Annotated in this window: 1 protein-coding gene; it reads left to right on the top strand. The window is 53.5% G+C overall.

Annotated elements, in window-relative coordinates:
• A partial coding sequence (locus tag AAC855_RS21225; protein WP_340612119.1) for a GTP-binding protein occupies positions 1-533 on the top strand: 533 nt, incomplete at both ends.

Genomic DNA, 533 nt, shown 5'->3' on the forward strand with positions numbered 1-533 from the left:
AAACCGCACGTTAACGTTGGTACTATCGGCCACGTTGACCACGGTAAAACTACCCTGACTGCTGCAATCACCACCGTTCTGGCAAAAACCTACGGCGGTAGCGCACGTGCATTCGATCAGATCGATAACGCACCTGAAGAAAAAGCACGTGGTATCACCATCTCTACTTCTCACGTAGAGTACGATACCCCAACTCGCCACTACGCGCACGTTGACTGCCCAGGCCACGCCGACTATGTGAAAAACATGATCACCGGTGCTGCTCAGATGGACGGTGCAATTCTGGTTGTTGCTGCAACTGATGGCCCAATGCCACAGACTCGTGAGCACATCCTGCTGGGTCGTCAGGTAGGCGTTCCTTACATCATCGTGTTCCTGAACAAATGTGACATGGTTGATGACGAAGAGCTGCTGGAACTGGTTGAAATGGAAGTGCGTGAGCTGCTGTCTCAGTACGACTTCCCAGGCGACGACACGCCAATCATCCGTGGTTCTGCTCTGAAAGCGCTGGAAGGCGACGCAGAGTGGGAAGC

The organism is Xenorhabdus bharatensis, assembly GCF_037996705.1.
In the GTDB taxonomy this organism is placed as follows: Bacteria; Pseudomonadota; Gammaproteobacteria; order Enterobacterales; family Enterobacteriaceae; genus Xenorhabdus; species Xenorhabdus bharatensis.